The sequence below is a fragment of the Microbulbifer echini genome, from assembly GCF_041447225.1.
Classification (GTDB): domain Bacteria; phylum Pseudomonadota; class Gammaproteobacteria; order Pseudomonadales; family Cellvibrionaceae; genus Microbulbifer; species Microbulbifer echini.
Genome location: NZ_JBGMEL010000001.1, coordinates 388,229 through 411,120, shown reverse-complemented (window position 1 = coordinate 411,120; position 22,892 = coordinate 388,229). Strand labels below are relative to the sequence as shown.

The window sequence follows — 22,892 nt, the reverse complement described above, 5'->3', positions numbered from 1 at the left end:
TTTTCGTCTTCTTGGTTAGGAAAGGTTTTTGGGGGCGTTGGGTCGAGTAAAAATAGGGGGTTATTATTCTTAAACTTCCCTAGTTGGCCAACTGCAGTCTCCTGTGCGTTTCATGAATTTCATTAAAGCTTGGAATTCTAGAGGGTTTGGAGAGATAGTTGTAGGCTGCCCGCATATGGCCAGCGCAGCGTCTTGCGGGTAGATTCCCGATGCCTGTACCTAAACCTGGGCATACGATTGAATTAATCTTTTCTTTGGGGTGTGCCTTATTAAATAGCTGTACTGAATTCAAAATGGCCCTGAAAGCATGGTAAGCATTTAATGTATTTGAGATATCTTCCGGTATGCGCATGGTGGGAGCAGAAATTAAGTAAGGCCAATTTTTGTGGGACGTTGAAACAATGATTGCCGCCCCTATAGGCAGTTCACCGTGAAAATCAGATTTTATCCGTTTTTGCAACTTCTCTTCAGCTTCAAAGCCAAGAGTATTTCTAATTGGGAGGTCTAATCCCCCATCCATGATTCCAAAGCTGTTTGCTGGACTTACCATGGCATCGGCAGGCTGTGAAAAGTAATCGCCCTCTATGATTTCGAAAATCTCAATATCATCGAATACTTGATGCCAGGCATCAGTTAACTCTTTTGCTTTATCAATGAGATATATCTTGCTTGGGAGCATTGTTACTGATTCCTATGTTTTCCTGCATTCAACTTTGAAGTGCATCAGTTAATCACTTGGAAAAGGACGGTCAGTCGAAGGTAATATCTGCCGCTTCTTCTCCGCCAAGAGATTAAGTGGTGACAGAAAGCGATAAACAACTGACCGGTAAGCAACGATGCCAGATTTAGGCATTAAAGAAAAGTGACTGGAGTCAGAGGTCAATCGTCAGGGAGGTTGGGGTTAGCCAAACTACGATTAGTAGAGCGCTGGCTCGTAATCGAGGTGGCTATGGCTACCGCTATAAACAAGCCCAACGGATGACTGAAGAGCGGTGTAGATAAGCGAGAATAACAACAAAGATGCTACCCAAGAACATTGCAGGGATAGAGAGCAAGCTGAAGCTGCAATGGAGCCCAAAGAAAATCTCTGGCAGGCTAGAACAGGAAGAAAGTCTGTCTCAGCCATGAAATCATTTACCTGCATGTCTGGGCTGATAAGCAGCGTGGTACCCTGTAGGAGAACTTGCGGCGCCGGGATAGACCCTACGACAAACGAGCAAATGGAAAATCAACTCGCGGGCACATCAAGAACGCCATCAGCATCGAGCAGCGCCCACCAGTTATCGATGATAAAACTCGCATCGGAGACGGGGAACTAGATACCGCTATAGGTAAAGGCCATAGCGGTGCCCTGGTTACCAGAGTAGATGGTAAGAGTAAATTTACTCTCTTTCAGAAGGTTGAGCGCAAAACGGCAGAGTTGGTCGCTAAACTTGAGCCGTATAAAGTCTTATTACACACCATTGCTATCTTAATGGAAAAGAATTTGCCCTGCACGTGAAGACTGGCGAGGTACTGGATTCAGCCATCTATTTTGCGCATCCGTATACCTCTTGGGGGAGTGGCCTGAATGAGATCACTAATGGCTTGCTGCGCCAGTACTTTCCGAGAAATACGGACTTCAAGCTTGTGATTCAAAATGATGTCGAAGTTTTTATTGAGCGTTTACATAATCGTCTCAGAAAACGTTGGGCTATAAAATTCCAGGCAGATATTGGGAGAATATACGGCTTTCTCGGCAGCCTAAAGGGTAATGCACTTCAGAGTTGAGTGTAGGTTTATAGGTAAGATTAAATACTATTTTTATAGGTCAATACTTACAAAAGCTTTCTAATATAGCACTCTAGGTTCAGGGTATAGTGCTGGAATGGTTTGAAAAACCCCATTAGGAATAAGTGATGAATTGCTTCCGGTAAGGGTATGCTGTTATTCCAAAATCGATAGGACTCCAATATTAACAATCACTCGCCCCTTACAATTCAGCCCCACGGATAAATGACCGATAAATAGAAGCGCCAGACTTCAGGCTCTATGAGGTCCTCTGTAGTCAGCCTTATTGGGGGAGCTTCATTGGTGGCTTCAGAATGTTACCCCTTGGGGTGCTATAATTTGGATTAATTTCGAAGTTTCTAGAAATGTAGTTTACAGATTGCTCAGTGTGGTATATCGTAATTGCCATGGAACACCAAGATGCCGCCAAGAAACTCGCTGAGCTGGGTCATACCACCCGCTTAGCAATCTATCGCCTGCTGGTTAAAGCGGGACCAGATGGTCTTGCCGTAAGTGCTATTCAGGAACAGCTGGATATTCCGGGCTCTACATTGTCTCACCACATCAGTCGATTAGTTAGCTCTGGTTTGATGGTACAAAAACGCGAAGGAAGAGTGTTGCGTTGCGAAGCCTGTTTCCCCGAACTTATGGGCTTGGTGAATTACCTGATGGAAGAGTGTTGTATGACACCTGGCCAGGAATCGGTTAACTGTAACTAGTCTATTATTTTAACCTATATTTCGAATATTCCAGAAATATAGGTATTTTGAGGTAAAGTCTTATGCTACCCAGGCATACCCGCAGCGAAATCCAACGGCGTTTGCAGAAATCTTCGCCCAGCAGCGAGCCTGCAAAAATTCTGATTCTGTATGGATCGCTTAGGCCCAATTCTTTTTCACGCTTACTGGCTAATCAAGTTGCCGAAATACTGCAGTACTTTGATGCCGAGGTGCGTTTGTTTGATCCCGCTGACCTTCCGCTCTACGACGGTGTCAATTTTGAGCACCCGAAGGTACATCAATTGAGAGAATGGTCGGCTTGGAGCCAAGGGCAGGTCTGGATCAGCCCGGAGATCCACGGGAATATATCTGCGGTTTTCAAAAACCAGATTGACTGGCTACCACTGGATCAGAGCGCAACCCGAGCCACTCAGGGAAAAACCTTGGCAGTCATGCAGATATCCGGTGGCTCCCAGTCGTTCAATACAGTTAACAGTCTGCGCGTACTAGGGCGTTGGATGCGCATGTTCACGATTCCCAATCAATCCTCCATTGCCAAGGCGTGGCAGGAATTTGATGAGCTGGGGCGCCTAAAGGATTCCTCATTCCGGGATCGGGTTATCGATGTTTTGGAAGAGTTGGTTAAGACTACTATATTGCTGCGTGGGCAGAGTGATTATTTGACGGAACGTTTTAGTGAGGCTAAGGGTGAACAGCTGGTCGCAGCTGAAGGAACGGTCAAAAATACAGTAGTATCATGTGGATTAGCGGGATCTCACAAAGTAGCTTAATTGGCTTCTGGAGAAAAATTTTGGGGTGATACTAATGAGCTTCTTGCTAGTAGGGTTATTTTCTCACCTTTTCACTAGGCAGAGTTATGCGGGTAATATAAATTACTATTTTCCCGCCTAATTATTGCAGGTGAATAAAATAACTAATCGTTGTGAATGATTTTATAATCGGTCGTGGTGGCTAGATTTTTATTTCCATTAAATATTCGATATGCCCGGTGTGCTCATCGACTTGTTCTTTAATCAGCTGAAATCCTTGAGATATGTAAAAGCGAAAGCTGGCTACGTTTTCTTTATAAACGGCCAGTGTCAGGTGAGGTTGTTTGGATTTCGCGTGAGAAAGCAGCTGTTTTCCTATACCCTGGCCTTGGAGATGTGGATAAACAAAGAGCGCCGCAAGTGAGTGCCCGTAAAGGGAATAAAATCCAGCTATCTCCGTTTGTCTCTCATAAGTATAAGTTTCTGAGGAGGGTAGATAGATATTGCGCATGTTGTCTAATTGTGACTCCCAGAATTCAGGAGAGATAAAATTGTGTGCTTCGGCAGAGGCTTTCAGCCAAATATCTAAAACGGTATCTGTATCTTTTGGTTTATATTTTCTGATCATTATCTTTCTGTTTCCTGGATTTAATAGGATCTAAATGACACAAACTCCTGTGCTCCATGAAAAGAACACATAATTCTCGAGTGTTTGATAGATGCTATCTGTCATCTCTGACTCTAAAATTAGGCCGATGCCTAAGTTCACTTTGAAAATGTCAAGTTATCGAGAAAGTTTTCTTTTGTGGATAATTTGGCATTGACATAGATGCTCCACTGATCTGTGTGTTTGTTGTTTTATCTTCAGGTCTTTCATTGATTAGGATGTCTTTCATCCTGAAAATTATTCTGTCAATCTCATCGTGTATGTCACATGAGAATAAATGCTTAAACAAGTAACCATCGATTTCTCTTTTTATCCATAAATTAACAATGGATTCCGTATACTTGATCATGATTTCGGTTGGCACCCATTCTTCAAAAAAATGCAGCTGATAGCAATAAGGAGTGATAAATACTTCAAATTCATTAATCACCTCGCTCTTAGGTAAAATCAAAAATTGGCAATACACGTACTCTTATTAAAGGTTCGATATTCAATGCGAGTGATATCCTTGTTGGGTGTTGCAGTAATATAGGTTTTCACCAAGTCAGGGTTGGAATAAAATACATCTATTGATGTTTAAAATTTTATTGTGGATTACCGTTCGCGAACGGAGCTTTCTATAGAGGTTTTTATTTTCGAACCCTTTCGCCCAAGTTGTTTAATCAAATCTATAAGCTCCTAAGATGTATGAATGCGGCTTAAACGCTGCATCGTCAAAGTATCTCGGCGAATTTTTATGTGGAGTAACCCTGCAAATCCTAACGGATATAAAGAGCGAGCAGATAGGCTTATAAAGTTTGATAATAGCTTAAAAACATAGCCGCTGTACGCTCAGCCAGGGCCTCCTGCTCGGCCTGGTTAGGTGGTCCCGAAAGTTGTAACAGCTGCGGCCAGAAGCAGCTACCTTTAATCAAGTTGTGAATCTGTCCACTGGCAATTTCAGGATCCAGCTGCTTCAGGCGGCCATCGGCCGCAGCGGCTTTTATCCAGCGTTGTACACCGGTTTCATTGGCTTTAAATTTTTCCATTTCCTTGTGCAGAGCATCCGGCTGGTGAAAGAAGTAGTCGAAGGCCATACGGTTCAATTCAATATACTGCGGGTTGCAGATGGTTTTAATTTCCAATGCTAGCAAGGTGCGCAGTTGTGCATGTAGATCGTTGTTTGGGTTGTAGTCGCAGCCGGGAGACAGGGTTGCCTGTTGCCAGAGCTCGCCAATCAAATACATAACCAGCGCTTCCTTGCTGGCAAAGTGGTTATACACAGTCCGCTTTGACACTTGGGCGCGGGCTGACAATTCATCCATGCTGGTACCCTGGACACCGAGTTCATGAAAGGCCTGTTTGGCGGCATCGATAATGGCTTGGCGTTTCAGCGCGCTTCTGGTTGACATCTTTTCACTCATGGGACTCTCGGTATCTCTGTTTGCATCCGGGCACCTGCCCACTACCCACTAGGGGTCTCTTTCGGTGAGCAATTTTACACTAACCGGTTTACTTTTTCCTTTGTCGTACATACACTGTACGGTATAGTTTACTTGGTGGTATCTATGAAGAAGCGTTGGTACCTATTTGTAGGGGTTATTGTTATGTCGATTGGTTTCTTTAATAGCTGTGCGACTCAATCCGAGAAGTTTCAAAATACGGAAATTGACTACAAAGCCGGAATGGGAAAGGTTGTGGAGATGCTCAATGCCTATATCCGCACCGAGAGAGCTGCACCGGTACCGAAAGTGCCAATTCCCTTGCAATCCATCACTGGGAAAGTACTTGCTGACAATGAGGGGCGGCCCACTGTTTATCGCTTGGGTCACTCATCGGTATTGATCCATCTTGATGGAGACTATGTGCTTACTGACCCGGTATTCAGTGAGCGCGCTTCGCCGTTTCAGTGGATGGGGCCGAAACGTTTCCATCCACTGCCACTGTCCCTGCAGGACCTGCCTGCATTGAAAGCGGTGATAATCAGCCACGATCACTACGATCATCTGGATAAGGCCAGCGTGCGCACCCTGGATGAAAAAGTGGAGCGCTTTATCGTCCCCACCGGCGTCGGCAGACATCTACAGAGCTGGGGGGTGGACGCGGGCAAAATTACCGAGCTTGCCTGGTGGCAGTCCTTCTCATTGGGCAGTTTGCAATTTACAGCAACTCCGGCCCAGCATTTTTCCGGACGTGGTCTTGCCGACCGGGATAAGACCCTTTGGGCCAGTTGGGTAATTGGTGGGCGCGATGCGCGAATTTTCTTTAGTGGTGATAGTGGTTATTTCGGTGGCTTTCGAGAAATCGGTGAGCGCTACGGTCCCTTTGATCTGACCCTGATTGAAACGGGTGCTTATAACGATTTGTGGAGTGAAATCCACATGCAGCCGGAGGAGAGTGTGCAGGCACATTTGGACTTGCGCGGTCGGGCGATAATACCAATCCATAACAGCACTTTTGACCTTGCTTTGCACGATTGGTTTGAGCCTCTGGAGCGAGTGCAGGCTGCCGCCGAAAGCCAAGGCGTGACATTACTGACACCAATTGTTGGCGCTCCGGTGAATGTGGTAACGCCACTGGCAACCCGAACCTGGTGGCGGGAGATGGTTACCGGTGATTCTGGTGAGCTGGCCGTCGAACCCTCGTTGTGACCGAAGTAATGATTTGATCAACGGGTAAGGGCGAAACTATCGCTTGAAAGTAGGTGAGATGGAAAGAGTTCTAGTACGTTTGTCAGTGGATTTAAAGGAAAAATACTACTGGCATATACGCCAATAATTATGCGGCGATCTAGCGTGCAGTATTTATTACTCAAGTAAGGGAGGCGCTATTTTATTTTTTGAATCAATGAAAGTGATTGGTATTAAGACACTGTGCCAATCACTTTGAGCCAACAAATAGTTAGCGTTAAGTGTTAGCAAAGAAGGGCCGTTCTTTACATTAAAACCAGGCGCGGAAGCCCAAAGCCCAGACAGTTAGGCCCACATCCTCGCCTTCTTCCCTGGCGAAATCTGCAGAATTTCCTATTTCCCTAGAATAGTGTACGCCGGCATAGGGAGAAAATTTTGGGGAAACTTTATAGAACAGGCGTATTCCTAATTCTAACTCTGACAAACCCGATCCGGTGCCAATCTCTTCGTCATTTTGCCCGAAGAAATTCAGTTCACATCGGGGAACCAAACTCCATTTTTCCGCGATCTTTAGATCGTATTCTCCTTCAATCCTCAGGGCGGTACTGCCACTTTTGCCGACAAAAAAAACGACATCCAATTCTAATGAGTAAGGTGTTTCTCCGACTATGCCAATAAGAGCCCAGTTGCGGCTGTTGCTTTCCAATTGGAAATCGTGGCGAATACCAGCGATCAGGTTCCAGTTCGCCGTGATGGCGCGGCTGTAGAAACCCCATAATTCCTTTCTTTCCACCTCCCCGGCGGTACGTTCGAAATCCACTTCGATGCCCACTTTATTGACATCGCCCCCATAGGTAAAATCTCCTTCGATTTCCGCGCCGTTTTGGCCACGTAGTTCAAAATAATCGAGGCTGACTTTTACTACGGGTTTTTCCCCTCCACTGCGAAATTGGATGCTGTGGTGTATGGGGCCTTGCTGCTGGGCATAAATCGCCGTACTCAGGAGGCAAAGTGCGATGGTTAAAGTGCAGGAAAATAATTTAAACAATACGCACCTCTCGACACATCCCCTGTGTGCGATACAACATCTGGCTTTGCAGTGCCCAGCGCCCATAGGTATCGGCACTGACCAGATAACTGATTTTGGCGCTGGGTTGCACCAGAACTGTATGCTTGCGCGGCAAATAGGTTCCGTCCCCGGTCTCCAGCTCGCTCCAGAAACCGTGTAGATGCATCGGCTGGATAAGCAGGGTGTCGTTTACCAGGGTGATGCGCAGGCGTTCGCCGTGATTAAAAACCAGGGGGTAGGCATCTTTGAATTTAATGCCGTCGATAGACCACATATAGCGGTCTTGGTTGCCGGTTAGGTGAAGCTGTAATTCTCTCTGGGGTTGGCGCTGGTCGGTTGTGGGTGTGAGGCTACGCAGGTCGGCGTAGGTGAGTACCCGACGGTTGTGGCGTCGCCGGTGTAGGCGCAGGCCCACCCCCGGATCATTTAAGCCACTCGCGGGTGCTTGTGCGCGGGTTGCTACGGCAAAACTTTTTTCACTGGATGGATGGGCGATAGGGCTGTTACTACCCAGCCCTGCGGGAGCGAGTCTCGCCATAGATTCTTCGTCAGAGTCCGGCGTGGAATTGGCATTGGTCAGGCCCAGGTCACGTTTGCCCAGCACCGGGATTGGGTCCATAGGGGGCACTTCGGCGGTGAGCCCTGCCTGTGGGGTTAGGGTGCCACTGGCGTAGCCGCTACGGTCGATAGCTTGCGCAAATACGGTGTAAGGTCTGTCGCCGCTGGGGCGCACTACGACATCGTAAGTCTCGCCGGTGCCGAGCCGAAATTCATCCACCCGCAGCGGCTGGATATTTTGGCCGTCGGCCGCGACGACGGTCATGGCCAAGTCGGGAATACGCAGGTCGAACAGGGTCATGGCGGAGGCGTTGATAAAACGCAGCCGCACGGTTTCTCCGGGCTTGAACAGAGCGGTCCAGTTGTCTTCGGGGGTCTGCCCGTTGAGTAAAAAAGTATATCCGCTGACATCGGAGACAGTGCGGTCGGATTGACTGAGCAAATTCCAGCGGTGCCGCTCGCGCAGGGTCTGCTCGATGCCTTTGGCGCGCACTTCGCGCCAAAGATCGGTGGCAGTGCGCTGATGGCGGCGACCGTAGTAGTGGCCGTCTTTTTTCAGGTTGGCGTAAATAGTGGTGGGACGTTCATCGCTCCAGTCCGACAGTAGCACCACATAGTCCCGGTCGCTGGTGATAGGGTCCGCTTCGGCTGGGTCGATGACGATGGCACCGTAGAGTCCCTGTTGCTGCTGAAAGCCCCAGGCGCTTTGATACCAGTAGGTGCCACTCTGTTGCACATTAAAGCGGTAGCGGAAGCGTTGACCGGGCAGAATACCGGCAAAACTGATGCCGGGTATGCCGTTCATGGTGCTCGGCAGTTTGATACCGTGCCAATGAATTGCGCTGCCTGTGGGGAGCGGATTGTGGATATCCAGGGTGATAGTCCGGCCCTCTTTCCAGCGCAAAATGGGGCCGGGAGTGGCGCCATTGATGGCTAGGGCCGTGCCGGGAAGACCGGAGAAATTGACCGGGCGATAGCCCAGTGTCAGGTCAAAGCGGTCGCCTATAAGCGTCGCCGGTGGAGGCACCCTCGCCCTGGCGGGGGGGGGGAAGCCGGGCAGACCCAGGAGGGCCATGCCGGCACTGATTCCGGTCACAAAGGTGCGGCGCGTCAGCGCGTCGCACCCGTGGGATTTTGTCATCGACAGTCCTCAGAACTGTTCTCCGGCCGCATCGATCTGTGCATACACCACACTGCTGCCGTCCTCGTTTAGCTGCATTACCTGGTAGGGGGTAAAGCGGTTGCCCACTTCCATGCCGGGGCTGCCCAGTGGCATACCGGGCACGGCCAGCCCGTAGGCACCCCGCGGTGGATTCTGTAAAAAGCGCTGAATCAATTTAGCGGGTACATGCCCTTCGAAAACATAGCCCTCTCTGGACACACTGGTGTGGCAAGACTGGTAGCGGGGTTCAATTCTGTGCTGCTTTTTGACGCCGTTAAGATCATCGACATCCTTTGCCACCACATCGAAGCCGTTGTCCCGGGCGTGGTCTACCCACACCTTGCAACAGCCACAGGTGGCAGATTTGTAAGTGGTGAGGCTCTGCGCCGGAGATTTGTCCGGTTCGGCACAGGCGCTCAACGCTAGCGCGGTCAAAAGTGTGGCAATGGCAGCCATTAAAGAGCGGTTCATGGGATAACTCCTGTCGTTCAAAAATAATCGTTGCGCGAACCAAATGGCGCGGGTGCGCTTGGTCTCGGGCAGGCGAAAAAGGTCTAATCAGAATTTTGCGGTTGGATCTTGAGGTCAGCGAAGGATGGGAGGTCGCAGGGTATTTTCCGGGTCGGGGGCGGGGGTAAATACCGAATAAGCGGTTGCCTCGGGGGGCGAGCGGGTGAAGTTGGGTTTGCTCTCCGAGACTGCGGCGAGGCTATTGCTCAGTCCAGGACAACAGCTGCATTCGATTCCGCAGTCGCCGCTGTGTTCGCTGCGGCAGTCAGCGGGCTGATCGGATGCGCAGTGGCTTTGTTCGCCGTTTGTCATACTCTGCGGCGCTATGTCGGCGGGCTCCGCACAGGGCACGGCCGATGCCAGGCCGGCGAAGGCCAGCAGCAAAATGAGCAGCAGTGTGCGAAAGGAGCCGTTGCGCATAACGTGAGTCAGAAGCAGTTCGCTAGGCAGTGTATGTGCGGTCTGCAGAGGGCGCAAGCGGTCAGGGCGGGAGCACAGGGAGCATTCCACTCCCCGCGCAATCCGGTCGAATCAGGATTTTCCCAGAGGCAATCGGTAATCCTGATGGCGCAGCAGGTCCGGGCCGCACTCCAGGCGCTCCAGCCAGCCGAGGAAGCGCTCCTTGACTTCCGCAGAGGCAAAGTATCCGCCGTGTTGGGGTACGATCATGGCGGGGTTCAGCTCCCGAACCATTTTTACCCACAGGCGGCAGGCCCAGTTGCCGCCCATATAGCGCTGGTGGAAGCCCTCCATGGAGGGAATGTGCATGTCGAAATCGTTCACTTCACCCTCTTCGCCGCCGAGGGAGGCGCCCACATCGCCGGAAAACAGGATACGGCTGATCGGGTCGTAAAAGCTGAAATTACCGCAGGAGTGCATAAAGTGCGCGGGCAGGGCCCAGATCTCGCTGCCGGCAAAGGGCAGAATTTCCCCCTTGTCACTGAGGGGAATGATACGCTCTTGCCACCGTTCGCTGCCGGCGCGCGAGGCCACAAATCCAGACACGAGATGTGGCAAAAAGCGCGACCACAGTTTGGATACCGCCACTTTGCAGCGTGAGTGCAGCATCCAGCGGGGCAGGGAGGCGATGATGTCCGGATCCTGGTGCGAAGCCAGGATATATTCCAAATCACTCAGATTGAGATGGCGGCTGAGTTCGATGGTCAGGGGCGTATAAGTGAGATCGCCACCTGGATCAATTAACGCACCCTTGGTACCGCGGCGTATCACAAACTGGTTGGCCTGTACGCCGTCGCTGCCGTTCTGCTCCTCGACCAGATCGCAGAAGCGTGCAACCAGGTGGGGGCCTTGCTCAAATAAGATGTCCACGCCGCGGCTCCTCTTATTGAATCAGGTCGAGGTACTGGTTGAGACGCTCCTTGTTGACCGCAATTCGTTCACTCATTCCCTCGGCGTGTTTCTTGGCATCTTCCAGATTGCCCGCCTGACCCACCTGTATTACGCCCACCATGCCCAGGGGCAGGTGCGGATCGCACTGGTACAGGTAAACCCCTTCTTTGTTCAGTGTCACGGTGACTTTTTCACCCATGCTGCCATTCCAGCTGGCGCCATCGGTCGGGGAGAGTACCGAGTGGCTGTTGTGGGCCATGTCGGTGGGCAGGAAAGTGACGCTATCGCCCGCTGCAACTGTCAGGAAGGCGGGCTCGAACGTCATCATGCCGTCCTTGCCCTGGTTCAGCATCTTAACTTCGTGATCTGCAGCCAGGGCGGGGGTCGAGGCCATGACGAGCGCCAGAATTGCGCCGCGAAGAGAAATAGACGACATAGTTACTTCCTGTTTAATCGGTTGTCGGTGTTGTTGCGTTATCGAGAGTCTTGCTCCGGCTCAACCTGCAAAAGAGCTGCGCCGCGCCGGATATTAGCCCGGTGAAAAGACGGTGAATTGATCTAGATCAATCGCGTAGACCCACGAGACAGGTGAAACAGGTGCCAACTCGCCGGCGAGGTAGAGGTGAGTCATACCTGACCGTTAAGCGCTGCCCGCTGGAGTGGGATAAGGGGTAAACTGTGCGCCAATTCGATCGGGCGACGCTTTGGGGGAATGACCTTGGCTGCAAAACGCAAAACGGCCTACGTGTGCAATGAATGTGGTGCCGACTACACCAAGTGGGCGGGACAGTGCAGTGCCTGCGGTGCCTGGAACAGCCTGTCTGAAGTACGTCTGGGTGTGGAGCATAAAGACAGCCGTGCGGCCAATTTTACCGAGGCGCAGAGTGGCTATGCCGGTGCCGCCGGTGCCGGCAAGGTGCAAAAGCTCTCGGAAATTGATCTGAGCGAGCTGCCGCGTATTCCCACCTCCGCTTCGGAGTTGGACCGGGTATTGGGCGGCGGTCTGGTGCCGGGCTCGGTAGTCCTGATCGGCGGCCATCCCGGTGCGGGTAAATCCACCGTGCTGCTGCAGACCCTGTGCCATTTGGCCACCAATATGCCGGCGCTGTATATCACCGGCGAGGAGTCCTTACAGCAGGTAGCTATGCGCGCCAAGCGCCTGGGTTTGCCCACCGATTCATTGCAACTGCTCAGTGAAACCGATGTAGAGCGTATTTGCCTGGCGGCCAAGGAGGTGAATCCACGGGTGATGGTGGTGGACTCCATCCAGGTGATGCATATGAGCGATGTGCAGTCGGCGCCGGGCTCGGTGGCCCAGGTGCGCGAGAGCGCCGCTTATCTAACCCGTTTCGCCAAGCAGACCGGTACCGCGCTCATTCTGGTGGGGCATGTGACCAAAGACGGCAGCCTCGCCGGGCCCAAAGTGCTGGAGCATATTATCGACTGCTCCATCCTACTCGAAGGCACCCACGATTCCCGTTTTCGCACCCTGCGTGCGCACAAGAACCGCTTCGGGGCCGTGAATGAGCTGGGGGTGTTTGCCATGACCGAACAGGGCCTGAAAGAGGTCTCCAACCCCTCGGCGATTTTCCTACAGCGCGCCGAGGAGATCGCTTCCGGCTCGGTGGTAACCTCCGTGTGGGAGGGCACCCGCCCGCTGCTGGTGGAACTGCAGGCGCTGGTGGACGACAGCAGCCTGGGCAACCCCCGCCGGGTGGCCGTGGGGCTCGACCAAAACCGCTTGAATATGCTGCTGGCGGTGCTGCACCGTCACGGCGGGGTACTGGTGGGCGACCAGGATGTGTTTATCAATGTGGTCGGCGGGGTCAAAGTGGTGGAGACCAGCGCCGACCTGCCCCTGTTGCTGGCCGTGGTTTCCAGTTTCCGCAATCGGGTATTGTCGCGGGATCTGGTGGTGTTCGGCGAGGTGGGCCTATCCGGCGAGATCCGTCCGGTGCCCTCCGGTCAGGAGCGCCTGCGCGAGGCGGCCAAGCACGGTTTCCGCAAGGCGATCGTGCCCGCCGCCAACCGCCTTAAAAACGATATCGAGGGCTTGGAAATGCATTCGGTAAAAACCCTGGCGGAAGCCCTCGCCGTGATCGATATGAGCTGATCAGGATGGCCGCACATTCCCATAAACGCTATCTCCCCTGGTGGCTACTACTCGGTGCGGCACTGCTGTTTGCAGGAAAAGCCCAGGCCTATGAGCGCATCGCCTCGCTCAACCTGTGCCTGGATCAGGTGCTGCTGCACTGGGCGAAACCGGCCGATATCGTCTCCCTGACTTGGCTCTCCGGTGCCGAGCAGTATCGCTCCCTGCCGATTCCGCAGCATGTACAGCTCAATCGCGCCCGTGCAGAAGAGCTGCTGCCCCTGCAGCCGGATCTGGTTCTCGCGGGGCAATACGGCGCCCAGCGCGCGGCCCAGCGGCTGCAGACACTGGGTGTGCATGTGGTAACTATTCCCGATGCCTACAGCCTGGAGCAATTGCAGCAGCAGCTCGATGCGCTGGAACAGGTACTGGGGCCGCTGGCGCCACTGCAGAGGCAGAAGCGCGCGCTGAGCGGGCTGCTCGAACAGTCCACGGGCGGAGGGCGCCCCACTGCGGTGATCCTCTCCGCCAACAACATCACCTACGGTAGCGGTATGCTGGAGCACCAACTGCTGCAGCGCGCCGGCTTTGAAAACCTGGCCAGTGGGCAGGGGCTCGGCCGTATCAGCCTGGAAGAGGTGATCGCTCTGCGGCCGGATCTGTTGGTGTTCTACGGCAGTGAGCAGCATTTTGCGCTGGCCTATCTGGCGGCCCGCCACCCGGTGTTGCAGCGCTATATCGACAGCGGCCGCACCTATACCCTGCCGTCGCAGCTGAGCCTGTGCCCGGTACTGGCGGTGGTGGATACGCTGCAACAGCTTATGGATAAGAGAGAAACCCTTGTTAAAGCACAATAAAAGCGCAGTTTTTTTGTTGATCGCCGCTTTGCCGGTGGCCCTGATCGGCGCCCTGGGTAGTGGCCCGGTATCGGTGGATCTTGTCAGCGCGCTGGCCGAGGGCTGGGGTGGGCAGAGCAGTGACGCGGTTATCCTATGGCAGCTGCGCCTGCCCCGCGCCCTGCTGGCGCTATTGGTGGGCGCCGCCCTGGGGATGGGCGGTGCGGCGATGCAGGGCATGCTGCGCAATCCCCTGGCCGAACCGGCGCTGCTCGGTGTCTCCAGTGGCGCGGCGCTGGTGGCGGTTTTATTTCTTTATTACGGCACCGCCTGGAAATCCGGCTGGTTGTTGCAGGCTCTGGCGATCGGCGGTGCCTTCAGCGCGGCTGCGGCGGTGTGGCTGCTGGCCGGGCGCGGTGCCAGTGCCGGGCGCCTGGTGCTGGCCGGGGTGGCCATTAATGCGTTTCTGTCGGCGCTGATCGCACTGGCGCTCAACTATGCGCCGAGCATGTTTGCCATGCAGGAAGTGGTTTTTTGGCTAATGGGTTCACTGGCCAATCGAGGCTGGGATCAGTTGTTATTGGCCCTGCCATTTTTAGGGTTGGGGGCAGTTTGTCTGTTTTTTACGCGCAATTATTTGCGCGCACTGGCGCTGGGGGAAGACAGCGCAGCTTCCCTGGGTTTTCAGAGTCGTATGTATCCTTTCATCATTCTTTTAGGCATCGCCAGTGCCGTGGGCGGTGCCGTGGCGGTGGCCGGTACCATCGGATTTGTCGGGCTGGTGGTGCCGCACCTGGTGCGCCCGCTGGTACGCCAGGACCCCGCCAAGCTTCTGTGGGTCAGTGCTCTGGCCGGCGCGCTGCTGTTATTGCTGGCCGATATTCTGGTGATTAATGTTGTCGGTGCCCAGGAACTGCGCATCGGCGCGGTAACCGCTTTTATCGGGGCGCCTTTTTTCTTCTGGCTGATTGTGAACGCGCGCAGGGGGCAGTGGTTGTGAGTTATACGGCTGAGCAAGGGATTGAAGCGGCCTGTATCGCGCTGGGGCTGCAGCGCGGGCGCAAGAATGTCCTGCGGAGTGTGGACTGTACGTTTAAGCCTTATGAGTTGACGGCGGTGGTGGGCCCCAACGGTGCCGGCAAGAGCAGTTTGTTGCAGTGCCTGTCCGGGGTGCAGCGCCCCAGTACCGGGCGGATAGTGTTCAACGGCGAGGACGCGGGGCGTCTAGCGGCATCCCAGCGCGCCCGTTTGGGCGCTTTCCTGCCACAGTCGGAAACCCCGGCGTGGAGTCTCTGTGCGGCGGATATGGTTGCGCTGGGGCTGCTGCCCTGGGGGCGTTTGCCGGACCGCGAACAGCGGGTGCAGCAGGCCTTGTTGCTGGTGGATGCTCAGGCCTTTGCCGAACGCCCTGTCACTCAGCTGTCCGGTGGTGAGCTGCGCCGAGTGCAACTGGCCCGCTTGTTGGTGGGGCGGGCGCCGTTATTGATCGCCGATGAACCCACCGCAGCGCTGGATATCCGCCACCAGCTGCAGTTGATGCAGAATTTCCGCAGCCTGGCCGATAGCGGAAAAACGGTGGTACTGGCTCTGCACGACCTCAGTCTGGCAGCGCGCTTCTGCGATCGGATTTTGCTGATGCTGGACGGGGCGCTTCTGGCGCAGGGCGCGCCGCAGGCCGTGCTTACGCCGGCGTTGATTGGTGAGGCCTACGGGGTGAGCTGTGAATTTCGCTGGCGCGACGGCATCGCCGATTTTGTACCGCTGGATTTGTTGCGAAAATCCAGCGGTTGAGTTTTCAATACCGAGCCTCCAACACTCAGCCCTCAACAGGGGCCCCTCAGCCTAACCTTTTACGCGGTGCTTGGGCCGCCCCATTCTCGGCCCGCGTCGAAAATCCTTTGAGGGTGTGCCCCTGAAACATCGCGGGATAATCGGCCACTCCTCAGTGAGAAAATAGGCGTAGGTGCCCAGGGGGAAGTCCGGAGTGCGCACGAAGCGGCCATTGCACTCATCCAGGGAACCCGCCCCCTCGACGAACTCATAGTCTGCGACAAAGGTGCCATCGTAATAGCCGCCGGGCTGGGCGTGGCCTTTGGGGCGCTGCCCGGATTTTACCCGGTAACTGGAGTGCATCTTTACAATGCCGGACTCTTCGTTTCCGCCTTCGTTATAGCCGTACAAAGCGTAAATTGGAAAGCCGTCCGCAGCCCAACCGATTAACGCCGAGTGCCGATCCGCATTTACTTGCAGTCGTGCCAGCAGACCACTGGGCAGGCCGTGATAATGATAGGCCCCGTTCGGCTGTACATGGGCGTAGTTCTCGTCCACACCCAGAGGCACGGCCCCGGAGAGCGCCTCGTAGCGCCAGAGCCCGCGATTGCCCAGATACCACTCCGCCGCACTGGGATCGAAGGGCACACCGTTCACTGCGATGCCGAAGTTTTGCAGGGTTACCGATGTGGGCTTTGCCGCCATTTTTGGAGAGGTCGGCACCTGGTATTTGTAGCGCTGGGTTGCGATTTCGTGGGGATTACCGGAATTTGGGAATGCGCCAGTTTTGTGCGCGGAAATACCATTGGCTTCAATGACACGCCAAGCCCCTTGAAGGGTAACTTTAATACGGCTGGAGGCGATTGGGTCTCTGTCGGCGGGGACTTTGTTCCGCAGCCCCTCTGACTGTATCACCTGGTGCCTGCGCGCTGGGGGCATGCCACTGGCGCGGTCTTGCAAAGAGGTTTTGGCGATAACCAATTTGTCCGCTCTACAGATCAGAGCCTGAGATTTAGACAGACGGAAACACTGTCCACTGTTGTGATTGATGTTACAGCTGCTGCCGGAGGTCAGATTTTGGCAGGCTTCAACGGCAGTTTGCGGCTGGCGACCCAGAGCCATGGGGGCGACACAGGTAAGGCTGAGTAATAACCACTTTGTCATACAATACTCTCAAACTGCGCGGCCCCCGAAAGGCCGGAATCGTTACTGTGCATCCTCTTTTTTATCTTTGCGCGGGCCGCGACCTTCCATTTTTGCCGGAACGCAAAGCATTTGCTCCTGCTGGGGCGGCTTGCGACAAGTGCCCTCCATGGTGCCGCGCGGTGTCTCCACTTTGCAGGCATCCCCCTCCGACATACCGTTACAGGCATCGAAAGCTTCCTGGGGAGGCTTGCGCGGTTGCGCGCTTGCCGTGGAAATCATGGCCAGTAAGGCGATGGGAAGAATAACCTTGTGCATGGTGTGCTCCTTTGGAGGCGAGTGGGCTTTACCTGCAAAGGGGCAGGTATGGGGTAACACCGGCGTCTGGTATGCCCTCTTTGCGTAGGGATATTTTTTAACCAGTGGCTGCAAGCCAACATAGTTCAGGAATACGCAAGTAATGTGGATTTTTGGTAAAGAAATATTGCGGAAAGTCAGAGGAGATCGGGGCGACAGAATAAAATTTATCGGGAAAATATCCACTAGGCAAAATACTGTGTCCTAATTAGGGAAGCGCTTGCCACGCTGTTATACTTTCCGCCGCCTTGGGTGCCCAGCAGTGTTTTTTACTTGGCTGGGGTAAACGGGAAGTCCGGTGATGTATGTACAGAGTCCGGCGCTGCCCCCGCAACGGTAAGTCGTTTTTTCTTTGTGAAATACGATAAGCCCGATACCGGCCCGCGGCAAAAGCCGGAATTTTCTATCCGGCCTCGAGGATAAAGCGGAGGGCTTTGTCTGGTCAGTGTGCCCACTGCGGGTTGCGCACCGATTGTACTCACCCTCCCTCAATCCGTTTTTCTGTTCGAGATTGGGGAACCACAATGAAAAAAACTATATTAGCCGCTGCAGTATTTACTGCGGTGCAACCGCTGTTGTCTTTTGCGGCGGAATTGGAAGAAGTCAATGTAACGGCTAGTCGCCTGGATTTACCTAAGAGCCAGCTGGGCGTATCGGTTTCAATTCTTAATGCCACCGATATTGAACGCCTGGGATATACCAGCTTACTGGATGTGATTCGCACTCTACCGGGGATGGCTGCCAATAATAGTGGCGGTGCCGGCAAGGTCAGTTCTCTGTTTATTCGTGGAGAAAGTAATTTCCGCACTCTGGTAATACTCGATGGGGTGAATATTGCCGACCCGACAGGTTTGCAGGTTAGTGCCCAATTGCAGCACTTGCAGGCCAGTGATATAGAGCGCATCGAAGTTCTGCGCGGTCCACAGGGTATGCTGTACGGTGCTGGCGCTGGTGGCGTGATTAATATTATCAGCAAGAGGTCTACTGAAAGCATTAATGCCAGCGCTTTTGTGGAGGCGGGCCGTTACGGAAGCCAGACCACCAGTGCAAACCTGGGGGGAAGCATTGAGTCCTGGTACTATGACTTGAATGTTTCCGACTATTCCACCGATGGTTTTAATGCGACCGAAATAGATTCTTCTGGTGAGGAAGATGGTTACGATAACTTTACTACCAGTGCACGTCTTGGTTACCAGATAAATGAAAATCTATCTCTCGAGGGTCAGTACCGCAAGGTGGATACTGAGACCGAGTACGACAACTGTTTTTCGGCTTCTCCTAATGATTGCCTGAGTCGCTTCGACCAGGAATTTTTCATCTTTAGTAGTCATTACCAGTTAGCCAACTGGAATCATAAAGTGAGCCTTTCTCAACAGGAGATTGACCGCGAAGAGGGTATCAGCCCTGGGTCCCTTCCCTTTATAACAAATGGTGAAATTCGAGAGGCGAATTATATCGGCAGCAATACCTTGAACGGCGGAAAACTGCTTTTTGGGGGGGAATATGAACAGCAGAAATATGCTACAGAGTTTGCCGGTATCACTTCAGGTGATGAGGTATTGGAAAGCACCGGCTTATTTACTGAATGGCATAGTGACTTTGCTGAAATGTTATTTTATACACTGGGGTATCGCCGGGATAGCCTGGAAGTTGAGAATCATAATAGCTGGCGTGTCTCTGCAGCCCTACCAGTTTCTCTAGGCGAAGATCAGCAGCTCAAGTATCGTGCGAGTTTTGGAACCGGTTATCGTGCTCCGAGCCCGTACGAATATACTACCAATGCTTCTTTGGGGGCTGAAACCAGTCGTGGTTATGAGTTGGGCCTGGAATACCAGTGGGCACAATTATTACAGGCTGAGCTGACCTACTTCGACCAGGAGATCAGCGATGCTATTTTTTATAACTACACAACCTGGTCTTATGAGCAGGATGATGGTGAGAGTCAATCTGAGGGGGTGGAACTGTCCTTGGGCGGCAACCTTAATAGCAACCTGGATTGGTCGATAACTGGCACTTGGCTGAACTCAGAGGACTTCACAGGCGCTCAGCGTGGTGGAGTTCCCCAGAGAGTATTTAACTTCGGCCTAAGCCAGCAATGGCTGGGAGATAAGTTGATCCTGAGTGGTAACTGGCAGCGGGTTGAGGATCGTATTGATGGTTATACCAGAATTGCTTTGGAAAACTATAGCAAGGTTGATCTGAATGCAGTGTATCGGGTCTCCCCCAATATACGTGTTAATCTTCGTGGTGAGAATGTGCTGGACCGGGACTACCGTGAAGTCGCGGGTTATCACACAACCGGCGCTGCAGTTTATGCCGGTGTAGAGTTTAGCCTGTAAAAGATGGGCGAAGTGAGATAGTTTTTGCAGGCTATCTCACTTCTTATCCTCTTTTTCACTTTATACCCAATCGATTGATCTACGCTATTTAGGGGGCTCCCGAGTAGGCGGTCCAATTGTTGCGATTTGATTATGTAGTGGTAGGCGCGATATGGCGGTATTTCGCTTTAACGACGTGGCATTGCACTTTGAAATTCGCGGAAATGGCCCCCGTCTAGTATTCCATCCCGGCACCCTCAGCGATCTTAGAGTGTCACCGACAATTTACGATTCCCCGCTGGCAAATTACTTTCAAATACTGACTTTTGATCCCCGCGGTATTGGCCAGTCCAATTCACCGCTTGACTCTCCCAGCATGACTGATTATGCCCTTGACCTTAAATACCTGATGGAGCATGTAGGTTGGCAGGACGCCTACCTGGTTGGGGAGTCCTTTGGTGGTATGGTCGCCCAGGAGTTTGCTCTGCAATATCCTCACGCAGTACAAAAACTAATTTTGCTTGTGACCAGTTCAGGTGGGCGGGGAGGGGCTTCATTCCCATTCCATCAATACGATCTTGAGGCAATGAGCCTCGATGATAAGGTGCATTTATGGATAACGGCGGGCGATAGTCGCCTGCAAGATACGGATTACAGGGATACCAATCCCACGCTCTACACGCCTTTACGCCATTATTACCAGCACGTTTGTGAGCTGGCCGCAAAGAAATCTGACGGTGTTATGTGCCGTTCACGGCAACTGCAAGCGAGAAAGGAGCACGATACTTTTTCGCGTTTATCGGCATTAAAGGTGGAAACACTGATATGTGCGGGCCGCTATGATAACGTTGCCCCTTTTGAAAATCAGCAGGCTTTATTTCAGCAGATACCCAATGCACGTTTGGGCATTTTTGTTGGTGGACATAATATCCTTTGGCAGGACCCGCTGATTTGGGATTTTCTCTCAGATTTTTTAGCCATGAGGAATTAAAAACAGAAAACGATGCCTTTTCCCCTGGAATAAAATAACACTGGTGGCGATATGGGGAGGGGCATTTGTTGATCGGGAAATTATTTCCCTTTTGATCCTAGAAAGTGAATATGCACATTTTCATTAATTCTAATATTTGTTGGTGTTTATGAGTCCTGAATCACAAGACAAAAATGGTCGCCATAAGGCGCGTATGCAAAGCCGCAAGAAGGTTGTGGATGAGGCGGTATCCAAAGCTCTGGAGGAACGCGGCATAGTGGTTCTCTACACCGGTGATGGCAAGGGCAAAACCACTGCGGCTATGGGCACAGTTACCCGTGCTCTGGGTTATGGCTATTCCACCGTAGTCACTCAGTTTATAAAGGGGACCTGGGAGTGCGGTGAGAAGAACCTATTGATGAGTGCTGCCCACCCGCTGCAATGGCACCAAATGGGTACCGATTTTACCTGGGAAACTCAGGACTTTGACGCCGATAAAGCTGCTGCTATAGCGCTTTGGGAGAAAGCCCGGGAGGCCCTGCGCAATAAAGAGGTGTACCTCGTGGTATTGGATGAGCTGACCTACGCGCTGAATTACCGCTGGTTGGATAAAGAGGCAGTATTACAGGCGATAACTCAGCGCCCAAGGGAACAGACGGTAATTATTACTGGGCGTGGCGCCAAGCAGTACCTTAAGGATATCGCCGATACCGTAAGTGAAATGCGCGCGGAAAAGCATGCGTTCAACAGCGGTATTGCCGCTCGCAGGGGCATAGAGTGGTGAGCTGTAGCTGGCGCCCGCTCAGAGTAATATGCAACGTTGCCTGACAGAGGTAATTTTTTTCTGGCGATATTAGGGGAGTAGTAGGTCTACCTTATGGCAGGTAAAGCACAAGGTTTTGGCTGCGATAGGAGTGCGTAGCCAAAACCTTGTGAACTGGTGTTTATTCGACTGTCTCTAGTGCTTGCTCAGCTTCTGCGGCTTCCTTTTCCGCCAACTGTGCCATTAGCTGCCGCCTGATCCGCATGGGGGTGGTGCCAAACCATCGATAACAGGCGCGGTTAAAGGAGCTCTGCTCGCGATAGCCCAACATATCGGAAATCTGTGACATAGGCGGCTGTTTACCGCTCAAATAAAACTCGGCGCGCTCCCGGCGAATGCGGTCCAGTAAATCCTCAAAGACCAGCTCCCGGTCACGCAACCGGCGTTGCAGGGTGCGTTTATGCATCCCCAGCTGGTTGGCTACTTCTTGCAGGCTACTGCGCTTCAATGGCATCAGGCAGTAAATCAGCTGCTGGACCTGTTTTACCAGGCTGGTCTCTCCCTGCTGTAACAGCTCTTCAATGTAAGTTTTCAATAACGGGCGCAGGCTCGGATTACATTTCTCCGTGGGTTGTAGCAGTGAGCCGCTATTTAGAATAAATGCATCATTTTCCTGGCCAAAGTGCACCGGGACACCAAAGAAGTTTTCGTAATATTCATGCAGGGGCCGTTCAGTTTTTAGGTGAACGCTCTCCAGTTGAAAGTTACTCCCGCACAGGTGCTGCAGGGCCACGAGAGATACCCCAACCAGAAACTCCCGGCATTGCTGTGGGGCTAGGTGGGAGTCCGAAGGGAGTAAGTGCTCGAGGTCATCAATGCAGTGGAAATTGAGGTGTGTGTATCTGCCCTTTTTTGTGAGTTCAACCCGAAGGTCATAGGGTGGGCTACCCAGTTGTTTAACCGCAGCATTCAGGAACTCGCCGAGAGTAAGGGACTGTAGTACAGCGGCACCCAGGGACCCGAGGGCGGCGGCTCCTTGGCTGTAGGCGAGGCGCAAGCCAAAGTCAGAACAGTTCAATTGGGTCGCGGCTCTGTCCACCAGATCGGCGACCAAATCCAAGCCGAGATATCCATCCAGGCTTTCCACCTGATGGGGGTTGATGCGCGAACTGATCAGTAGTGCCTCAGGGCTACCTTTTAATTGGCTCACCAACTCGTAAAAGCCTGTTAACAGGGTCGTTCTTATTTGTTGAGTCAATTTTTTATTAATCCTGTGAATCCCTGGGAAAGTTGCTGTTATAGATTTCTCAGGGTGAAAGGGTTTAATCCGGCGGCATAGATCGAATTTGGGCGGATATTACAGATAAAGAGCGGCCTTATGGCTCATCGTATTGATCTGTTGAGGGCTTAACTGCAACTGGATGAGAGGACAGTCTTGCCGGCCAGGGCCTGCTTTAAG

General features: G+C 52.7%; 25 protein-coding genes and 1 riboswitch. Of the genes, 12 read left to right on the top strand and 13 right to left on the bottom strand.

The window, feature by feature from the left end; genetic code table 11:
- Positions 1–79 precede the first annotated feature (79 nt).
- Positions 80–679, bottom strand: coding sequence for a macro domain-containing protein (locus tag ACCI51_RS01725; RefSeq protein ID WP_371842376.1), 600 nt, complete (start codon positions 677–679; stop codon positions 80–82).
- 504 nt (positions 680–1,183) lie between these two features.
- On the opposite strand from ACCI51_RS01725, the gene ACCI51_RS01720 reads away from it, so the two are divergent.
- The 4 genes from ACCI51_RS01720 (at position 1,184) to arsH (ending at position 3,280) form a co-directional block, all read left to right on the top strand.
- A complete protein-coding gene (locus ACCI51_RS01720) occupies positions 1,184–1,501 on the top strand; it encodes a hypothetical protein (protein WP_299588290.1) in 318 nt (105 codons plus the stop codon).
- Positions 1,498–1,770 carry a hypothetical protein gene (locus ACCI51_RS01715; RefSeq protein WP_371842375.1) on the top strand — a complete coding sequence of 91 codons (273 nt, stop codon included), beginning with the start codon at positions 1,498–1,500 and terminating at the stop codon, positions 1,768–1,770. Before ACCI51_RS01720 ends, ACCI51_RS01715 begins: the two co-directional genes overlap by 4 nt.
- Positions 1,771–2,156: 386 nt before the next feature.
- On the top strand, positions 2,157–2,489 hold the full coding sequence (locus ACCI51_RS01710) for an ArsR/SmtB family transcription factor (protein WP_299588283.1): 333 nt from the start codon (positions 2,157–2,159) through the stop codon (positions 2,487–2,489).
- Positions 2,490–2,551: 62 nt separating this feature from the next.
- The gene (gene arsH / locus ACCI51_RS01705) at positions 2,552–3,280 is read left to right on the top strand and encodes an arsenical resistance protein ArsH (RefSeq protein ID WP_371842374.1); all 729 of its coding nucleotides are present in this window, start codon (positions 2,552–2,554) and stop codon (positions 3,278–3,280) included.
- A 181-nt stretch (positions 3,281–3,461) separates the two neighbouring features.
- Here the strand turns inward: arsH and ACCI51_RS01700 are convergent, their stop codons facing one another.
- The 3 genes from ACCI51_RS01700 to ACCI51_RS01690 all read right to left on the bottom strand — a co-directional run bounded on the left by ACCI51_RS01700 (position 3,462) and on the right by ACCI51_RS01690 (position 5,317).
- Positions 3,462–3,887: an N-acetyltransferase gene (locus ACCI51_RS01700; protein WP_371842373.1), complete on the bottom strand. Its 426-nt coding sequence runs from the start codon at positions 3,885–3,887 to the stop codon at positions 3,462–3,464.
- Between the two features lie 151 nt (positions 3,888–4,038).
- Positions 4,039–4,356, bottom strand: a complete 318-nt coding sequence (locus ACCI51_RS01695) for a hypothetical protein (RefSeq protein ID WP_371842372.1) — start codon at positions 4,354–4,356, stop codon at positions 4,039–4,041.
- Between the two features lie 358 nt (positions 4,357–4,714).
- Entirely contained in the window at positions 4,715–5,317 is a 603-nt protein-coding gene (locus ACCI51_RS01690; protein ID WP_371842371.1) for a TetR/AcrR family transcriptional regulator C-terminal domain-containing protein, read from the bottom strand.
- Between the two features lie 156 nt (positions 5,318–5,473).
- On the opposite strand from ACCI51_RS01690, the gene ACCI51_RS01685 reads away from it, so the two are divergent.
- Entirely contained in the window at positions 5,474–6,556 is a 1,083-nt protein-coding gene (locus ACCI51_RS01685) for an MBL fold metallo-hydrolase (RefSeq protein ID WP_371842370.1), read from the top strand.
- A gap of 289 nt (positions 6,557–6,845) precedes the next feature.
- Here ACCI51_RS01685 and ACCI51_RS01680 read toward each other — a convergent pair whose 3' ends face one another.
- The 6 genes from ACCI51_RS01680 to ACCI51_RS01655 all read right to left on the bottom strand — a co-directional run bounded on the left by ACCI51_RS01680 (position 6,846) and on the right by ACCI51_RS01655 (position 11,578).
- Positions 6,846–7,583, bottom strand: a complete 738-nt coding sequence (locus ACCI51_RS01680; protein WP_371842369.1) for a copper resistance protein B — start codon at positions 7,581–7,583, stop codon at positions 6,846–6,848.
- The gene (locus tag ACCI51_RS01675; protein ID WP_371842368.1) at positions 7,576–9,303 is read right to left on the bottom strand and encodes a copper resistance system multicopper oxidase; all 1,728 of its coding nucleotides are present in this window, start codon (positions 9,301–9,303) and stop codon (positions 7,576–7,578) included. The genes ACCI51_RS01680 and ACCI51_RS01675 overlap by 8 nt, the downstream gene beginning before the upstream one ends.
- A 9-nt stretch (positions 9,304–9,312) precedes the next feature.
- Complete coding sequence (locus ACCI51_RS01670) at positions 9,313–9,795, bottom strand: DUF411 domain-containing protein (RefSeq protein WP_371842367.1); 483 nt, start codon at positions 9,793–9,795, stop codon at positions 9,313–9,315.
- Positions 9,796–9,909: 114 nt separating this feature from the next.
- On the bottom strand, positions 9,910–10,344 hold the full coding sequence (locus ACCI51_RS01665; protein ID WP_371842366.1) for a hypothetical protein: 435 nt from the start codon (positions 10,342–10,344) through the stop codon (positions 9,910–9,912).
- Positions 10,345–10,365: 21 nt separating this feature from the next.
- Entirely contained in the window at positions 10,366–11,163 is a 798-nt protein-coding gene (locus tag ACCI51_RS01660) for an oxygen-binding di-iron domain-containing protein (RefSeq protein WP_371842365.1), read from the bottom strand.
- A gap of 13 nt (positions 11,164–11,176) precedes the next feature.
- A complete protein-coding gene (locus tag ACCI51_RS01655; protein ID WP_371842364.1) occupies positions 11,177–11,578 on the bottom strand; it encodes a pseudoazurin in 402 nt (133 codons plus the stop codon).
- A 318-nt stretch (positions 11,579–11,896) separates the two neighbouring features.
- Here ACCI51_RS01655 and radA point away from each other — a divergent pair, with 318 nt between their 5' ends.
- From radA to ACCI51_RS01635, 4 genes are read left to right on the top strand one after another with little or no spacing between them, the layout of a single operon-like run.
- Positions 11,897–13,297, top strand: a complete 1,401-nt coding sequence (radA, locus tag ACCI51_RS01650) for a DNA repair protein RadA (protein ID WP_299588017.1) — start codon at positions 11,897–11,899, stop codon at positions 13,295–13,297.
- A 5-nt stretch (positions 13,298–13,302) separates the two neighbouring features.
- Positions 13,303–14,133: an ABC transporter substrate-binding protein gene (locus tag ACCI51_RS01645; protein ID WP_371842363.1), complete on the top strand. Its 831-nt coding sequence runs from the start codon at positions 13,303–13,305 to the stop codon at positions 14,131–14,133.
- Positions 14,117–15,112 (top strand): FecCD family ABC transporter permease, encoded by a 996-nt coding sequence (locus ACCI51_RS01640; protein ID WP_299588022.1) that lies wholly within the window; start codon positions 14,117–14,119, stop codon positions 15,110–15,112. The genes ACCI51_RS01645 and ACCI51_RS01640 overlap by 17 nt, the downstream gene beginning before the upstream one ends.
- Positions 15,109–15,903 carry an ABC transporter ATP-binding protein gene (locus tag ACCI51_RS01635; protein WP_371842362.1) on the top strand — a complete coding sequence of 265 codons (795 nt, stop codon included), beginning with the start codon at positions 15,109–15,111 and terminating at the stop codon, positions 15,901–15,903. The genes ACCI51_RS01640 and ACCI51_RS01635 overlap by 4 nt, the downstream gene beginning before the upstream one ends.
- 51 nt (positions 15,904–15,954) lie before the next feature.
- On the opposite strand, the gene ACCI51_RS01630 is transcribed toward ACCI51_RS01635, so the two are convergent.
- Both ACCI51_RS01630 and ACCI51_RS01625 read right to left on the bottom strand, forming a co-directional pair.
- On the bottom strand, positions 15,955–17,046 hold the full coding sequence (locus ACCI51_RS01630; RefSeq protein ID WP_371842361.1) for a YHYH protein: 1,092 nt from the start codon (positions 17,044–17,046) through the stop codon (positions 15,955–15,957).
- Between the two features lie 42 nt (positions 17,047–17,088).
- Complete coding sequence (locus ACCI51_RS01625) at positions 17,089–17,343, bottom strand: hypothetical protein (RefSeq protein ID WP_371842360.1); 255 nt, start codon at positions 17,341–17,343, stop codon at positions 17,089–17,091.
- 272 nt (positions 17,344–17,615) lie between these two features.
- Positions 17,616–17,781, top strand: a riboswitch (cobalamin riboswitch).
- Positions 17,782–17,906: 125 nt separating this feature from the next.
- Here ACCI51_RS01625 and ACCI51_RS01620 point away from each other — a divergent pair.
- The 3 genes from ACCI51_RS01620 (at position 17,907) to cobO (ending at position 21,454) form a co-directional block, all read left to right on the top strand.
- On the top strand, positions 17,907–19,721 hold the full coding sequence (locus ACCI51_RS01620; protein WP_371842359.1) for a TonB-dependent receptor plug domain-containing protein: 1,815 nt from the start codon (positions 17,907–17,909) through the stop codon (positions 19,719–19,721).
- A gap of 151 nt (positions 19,722–19,872) precedes the next feature.
- Complete coding sequence (locus tag ACCI51_RS01615) at positions 19,873–20,691, top strand: alpha/beta fold hydrolase (RefSeq protein WP_371842358.1); 819 nt, start codon at positions 19,873–19,875, stop codon at positions 20,689–20,691.
- A gap of 148 nt (positions 20,692–20,839) precedes the next feature.
- Positions 20,840–21,454, top strand: a complete 615-nt coding sequence (gene cobO / locus ACCI51_RS01610) for a cob(I)yrinic acid a,c-diamide adenosyltransferase (RefSeq protein ID WP_299588037.1) — start codon at positions 20,840–20,842, stop codon at positions 21,452–21,454.
- Between the two features lie 160 nt (positions 21,455–21,614).
- Here cobO and ACCI51_RS01605 read toward each other — a convergent pair whose 3' ends face one another.
- Positions 21,615–22,691 carry an AraC family transcriptional regulator gene (locus ACCI51_RS01605; RefSeq protein ID WP_371842357.1) on the bottom strand — a complete coding sequence of 359 codons (1,077 nt, stop codon included), beginning with the start codon at positions 22,689–22,691 and terminating at the stop codon, positions 21,615–21,617.
- Between the last annotated feature and the right edge of the window lie 201 nt (positions 22,692–22,892).

Bases quoted from the DNA above. Each gene is read 5' to 3' on its own strand.
- ACCI51_RS01725 (WP_371842376.1), bottom strand. From the start codon at position 679: ATGCTCCCAAGCAAGATATATCTCATTGATAAAGCAAAAGAGTTAACT.
- arsH (WP_371842374.1), top strand. From the start codon at position 2,552: ATGCTACCCAGGCATACCCGCAGCGAAATCCAACGGCGTTTGCAGAAA.
- ACCI51_RS01700 (WP_371842373.1), bottom strand. From the start codon at position 3,887: ATGATCAGAAAATATAAACCAAAAGATACAGATACCGTTTTAGATATT.
- ACCI51_RS01690 (WP_371842371.1), bottom strand. From the start codon at position 5,317: ATGTCAACCAGAAGCGCGCTGAAACGCCAAGCCATTATCGATGCCGCC.
- ACCI51_RS01685 (WP_371842370.1), top strand. From the start codon at position 5,474: ATGAAGAAGCGTTGGTACCTATTTGTAGGGGTTATTGTTATGTCGATT.
- ACCI51_RS01675 (WP_371842368.1), bottom strand. From the start codon at position 9,303: ATGACAAAATCCCACGGGTGCGACGCGCTGACGCGCCGCACCTTTGTG.
- ACCI51_RS01670 (WP_371842367.1), bottom strand. From the start codon at position 9,795: ATGAACCGCTCTTTAATGGCTGCCATTGCCACACTTTTGACCGCGCTA.
- ACCI51_RS01655 (WP_371842364.1), bottom strand. From the start codon at position 11,578: ATGGCCTCGACCCCCGCCCTGGCTGCAGATCACGAAGTTAAGATGCTG.
- radA (WP_299588017.1), top strand. From the start codon at position 11,897: ATGACCTTGGCTGCAAAACGCAAAACGGCCTACGTGTGCAATGAATGT.
- ACCI51_RS01645 (WP_371842363.1), top strand. From the start codon at position 13,303: ATGGCCGCACATTCCCATAAACGCTATCTCCCCTGGTGGCTACTACTC.
- ACCI51_RS01630 (WP_371842361.1), bottom strand. From the start codon at position 17,046: ATGACAAAGTGGTTATTACTCAGCCTTACCTGTGTCGCCCCCATGGCT.
- ACCI51_RS01625 (WP_371842360.1), bottom strand. From the start codon at position 17,343: ATGCACAAGGTTATTCTTCCCATCGCCTTACTGGCCATGATTTCCACG.
- ACCI51_RS01620 (WP_371842359.1), top strand. From the start codon at position 17,907: ATGAAAAAAACTATATTAGCCGCTGCAGTATTTACTGCGGTGCAACCG.
- ACCI51_RS01615 (WP_371842358.1), top strand. From the start codon at position 19,873: ATGGCGGTATTTCGCTTTAACGACGTGGCATTGCACTTTGAAATTCGC.
- cobO (WP_299588037.1), top strand. From the start codon at position 20,840: ATGAGTCCTGAATCACAAGACAAAAATGGTCGCCATAAGGCGCGTATG.